Origin of the sequence: Nocardioides sp. (assembly GCF_031422975.1) — a bacterium.
GTDB lineage: Bacteria > Actinomycetota > Actinomycetes > Propionibacteriales > Nocardioidaceae > Nocardioides.
This window is the reverse complement of the sequence record NZ_JANPEO010000586.1, coordinates 1-3481: the sequence shown is the minus strand read 5'-3', so window position 1 is coordinate 3481 and position 3481 is coordinate 1. Positions and strand designations below refer to the sequence as shown.

At 69.8% G+C, this 3481-nt stretch carries 6 protein-coding genes; 1 reads left to right on the top strand and 5 read right to left on the bottom strand.

What is annotated here, in order from left to right:
• From RMO85_RS17495 to RMO85_RS17475, 5 genes are all read right to left on the bottom strand, one after another.
• The coding region (locus tag RMO85_RS17495) for a DUF2332 family protein (RefSeq protein WP_310529999.1) at positions 1-579 on the bottom strand (579 nt) is incomplete at its 3' end.
• Between the two features lie 29 nt (positions 580-608).
• Positions 609-1319 carry a GNAT family N-acetyltransferase gene (locus RMO85_RS17490; protein WP_310529998.1) on the bottom strand — a complete coding sequence of 237 codons (711 nt, stop codon included), beginning with the start codon at positions 1317-1319 and terminating at the stop codon, positions 609-611.
• The gene (locus RMO85_RS17485; protein WP_310529997.1) at positions 1309-2247 is read right to left on the bottom strand and encodes an RluA family pseudouridine synthase; all 939 of its coding nucleotides are present in this window, start codon (positions 2245-2247) and stop codon (positions 1309-1311) included. The genes RMO85_RS17490 and RMO85_RS17485 overlap by 11 nt, the downstream gene beginning before the upstream one ends.
• A complete protein-coding gene (locus RMO85_RS17480; RefSeq protein ID WP_310529996.1) occupies positions 2244-2813 on the bottom strand; it encodes a signal peptidase II in 570 nt (189 codons plus the stop codon). The genes RMO85_RS17485 and RMO85_RS17480 overlap by 4 nt, the downstream gene beginning before the upstream one ends.
• Positions 2786-3280, bottom strand: coding sequence for a TraR/DksA C4-type zinc finger protein (locus RMO85_RS17475; RefSeq protein ID WP_310529995.1), 495 nt, complete (start codon positions 3278-3280; stop codon positions 2786-2788). The genes RMO85_RS17480 and RMO85_RS17475 overlap by 28 nt, the downstream gene beginning before the upstream one ends.
• Here RMO85_RS17475 and RMO85_RS17470 point away from each other — a divergent pair.
• Positions 3273-3481, top strand: a 209-nt coding sequence (locus RMO85_RS17470) for a hypothetical protein (protein ID WP_310529994.1), incomplete at its 3' end; no start/stop codon positions are given. The two genes, RMO85_RS17475 and RMO85_RS17470, sit on opposite strands and share 8 nt — an antisense overlap.

Here is a 3481-nt window from a genome sequence, read left to right as displayed (position 1 = left end):
CAGCCACGCCATCGCGTCGTCATCGAGTACGTCGAGGGGGTTCAGGTCCGCGCCGCCACGCCAGGCCACCACAGGGTGGGTGGCCGGGATCGGGAGATCGCCGGTGGTGTCGGCCCTCAGGGTCGGTCCGCCGCTCCCGGTCAGGCGTCCCCGGGGCGGCCACGCGTAGTCGTAGCGGTCAGGGAACAGGCAGAGACCGGCGCTGGCGCCGACCTCGATCAGGCTCAGCGTCCCGGAGTCCGCTGCGATCTGCGCGAGCACCGGCTCGAGCGTGGCGAGCCGTCCGACCTCGTTGGTCTGGGTGGCGCGCTCGCGGATGGTCGCCTTGATCGCCGACTCGTGCTCGAGGAGCGTGCGCTTCAGCTCGGCGTAGTAGCTCGGCGCCTGCGCGCCGTGCCAGCGCGCCGCGGCGAAGACCAGGTTGGGCTGCTGCTTGAGCCGTGGCAGGTCGCCCAGCCATGCGTGCAGGTCCGGGTCATCGGCCACGCCCAGGGCCCACGCCACGAAGCAGGCCGAGTCGCCTGCGGCGTACGCCGCGAAGTCGCGGTAGCGCTCGGCGATCTCCCCGTCCATCTGCATGCCGCCACGCTAGGACACTCCGGGGACGCTCATCTCGAGGCGTCCAGCGAAGCACTGATGATCGCGTGCATGATCCGGGCCACCCGCTCGGACCCGAGCTCGGGCACCATCGCGGCGATGCGCTCGACGATCTCCCGTTCGCGAGCCTCGTCCCGGTCCGGATCGGCGACCGCGGAGACCGCACGCTTGTGCTCCTGGACCGCACGGGTCAGGGCCGCACGACGGGCGAGGACGTCGCCCAACACCAGGTCGGCGTCGTCGATCAGGGACCGGAAGTAGGCCAAGGGGTCGGCACCCGGCCACACCATCTTGATGTCCGGCGCATGCTCCTCATTGGCCGAGCCATCCGTCCGCTCGAGCTCGACGAGGCCATGGCGACGGTAGAAGCCACGAGCGGGCTCGTTCATCTCGAAGACCCACAACCCGAAGCCGGCGGGTCGCACGGACTTGGCGACGTCGACGAGGGTCGAGCCGATGCCGCCTCGCTGGGCACCGGGGGCGACGTACAGGCCGTCGAGCCAGGTCGGCGTCAGGTTGGCGAAAGCGACGACCGGGCCACCGGACTCTGCCACCCAGACGTCGCGAGACGTCAGGTCCCAGGTGCCGACCCACGCGCGGACGTCGTCGGGCGGGTGGATGCCGGGCGGCATGGCAGCGACATCGCGGGCCGCGAGATAGACCTCGGCGATCGCCGGCAGGTCGTCGTCCGCGGCAATCCTGACGGTTGCGTCAGTGCTCATCTCGGATGACCTCGAGGGCGTGGGCAAGGTCATCGGGGTAGGTCGACTCGTACTCGACGTAGTCGCCGCTGTCCGGGTGCTCGAAGCCGAGCTTCAGCGCGTGCAGCCACTGCCGCTCGAGCCCGAGCCGGCGACCCAGCGTGGGATCGGCGCCATAGGTGATGTCGCCGACGCAGGGGTGCTTGAGCGCGGCCATGTGCACGCGGATCTGATGTGTACGGCCCGTCTCGAGGTGGATCTCCAGCAGCGAGGCGAAGCGGTGCGCCTCGAGCGTCTCGTAGTGGGTCACGCTGTGCCGACCGTCGTCCATGACCGCGAACTTGTAGTCGAACTTGGGGTGCCGCCCGATCGGGGCGTCGATGGTGCCGCTGAGCGGATCGGGGTAGCCCTGCACGAGAGCGTGGTAGGTCTTGTCGACCGTGCGGTGCCGGAAGGCGTTCTTGAGCACCGAGTAGGAGTGCTCGGACTTCGCGATCACCATCACGCCCGAGGTCCCGACGTCGAGGCGCTGGACGATGCCCTCGCGCTCCTTGGCGCCCGAGGTGGAGATCCGGAAGCCGGCACCAGCGAGGTGGCCGACGACAGTCGGGCCGGACCAGCCGGGCGAGGGGTGCACGGCAACACCGACGGGCTTGTCGATCACCACGATGGCGTCGTCGTCGTGGATGATCTTGATCCCCTCGACGATCTCGGGGACCACCTCGAGCGGGTCGGACTCGGCCGGGATCGTCACGTCCAGCATCGCGCCGGCGTGCACGCGGTCGCTCTTGCCCACCGCCGTGGAGTCGACGTGCACGAGCCCCTGGGCAATGAGGTCGGCTGCCTTGGTCCGCGAGAGGCCGAACATCCGCGCCATCGCCGCGTCGACGCGCTCGCCGGCCAGCCCCTCCGGTACCAGCACGGTCCGGTGGTCGGCATAGCTGCTCATGAGTCGCTCACGTCTGTGGGTTTCGCGATGCGCTCACCGCGCAGAGTCACGCCGCGCATGCTCTGGAGGATGATGACGCTCGCCGCGCCGATGATGCACATGTCGGCGACGTTGAAGACCGGCCAGTTGGGCAGCATCAGCCAGTCGATGACGTGACCGCGCATGACGCCGGGCTCGCGGATGATCCGGTCGGTGAGGTTGCCGCCGACACCGCCCAGCAGCAGGCCGAGGGCCACCGACCAGAGCGGGCTGGCGAGCCGCCGGCTGAGCACCAGCACCGCGCAGACCGCGACCACCGCCAGGCAGCTCAGCACCACGGTGAACTCGGTGCCGGTGCTGAACGCCGCGCCGGGATTGCGGGTCAGGTGCAGGACCAGCACGTCCCCCACGACCTTGATGTCGCGGTCGGCGAGTGCAGACAGAGCCCACTGCTTCGTGCCGATGTCGAGCGCGTACGCCGCAGCGCCGATCACGGCGAAGAGAGGCCACGTGCTGCGGCGTTGGGAGTCCCCGAACACCGGACCCGTGTCGCTGGGGTTCAGCGACGCTCCTCGCGCTGCTTGCATGACAGGCACAGTGTGGCACGCGGGAAAGCCATGAGCCGCATCTTCCCGATGGGCTGACCGCACGACTCGCAGACGCCGTAGGTGCCGTCGTGGATGCGGGCCAGGGCTCGGTCGATCTGCGCCACCATGTCGCGCTCGTTGTTGACGACCGTCAGCTCGTGATCGCGTTCGAAGCTGGTCGCGCCCATGTCGGCCTGGTCGTGACCAGCACCGTCGCCGGCGTCGCGCATCAGACCGGCCAGGTCGTGCTCCGCGTCCTCGATCAGCTTGACGAGCTTGTCGCGCTGCAAGTGGAGCTCGGTGAGCACTTCCTTGACGTCTGCCTTGGTCCAGGCGTCCTCACCCGCCTTGACGGCCAGGGAGGAGATGGGCGCCTTCTTGGGCGCGGTCTTCGTGGCAGATCCGACCTTCTTCGCCGGCGGCGCCTTCTTGGCCGGGGCCGGTGTGGCGACCGGTGCCGTGGCCACCGCCTTCGCCGGGGCGTCCTTCTTCGCCACGGTCCTGGCCGGAGCCTTCTTGGCCGGTGCCGCTTCCTTCTTGGCCGGTGCCGCCTTCTTCGCCGCCGGTGCCGCCTTCTTTGCCGGTGCGGCCTTCTTCGCCGCCGGTGCCGCCTTCTTGGCCGGTGCCGCCTTCTTGGCCGGTGCGGCCTACTTCGCCGCCGGAGCCGC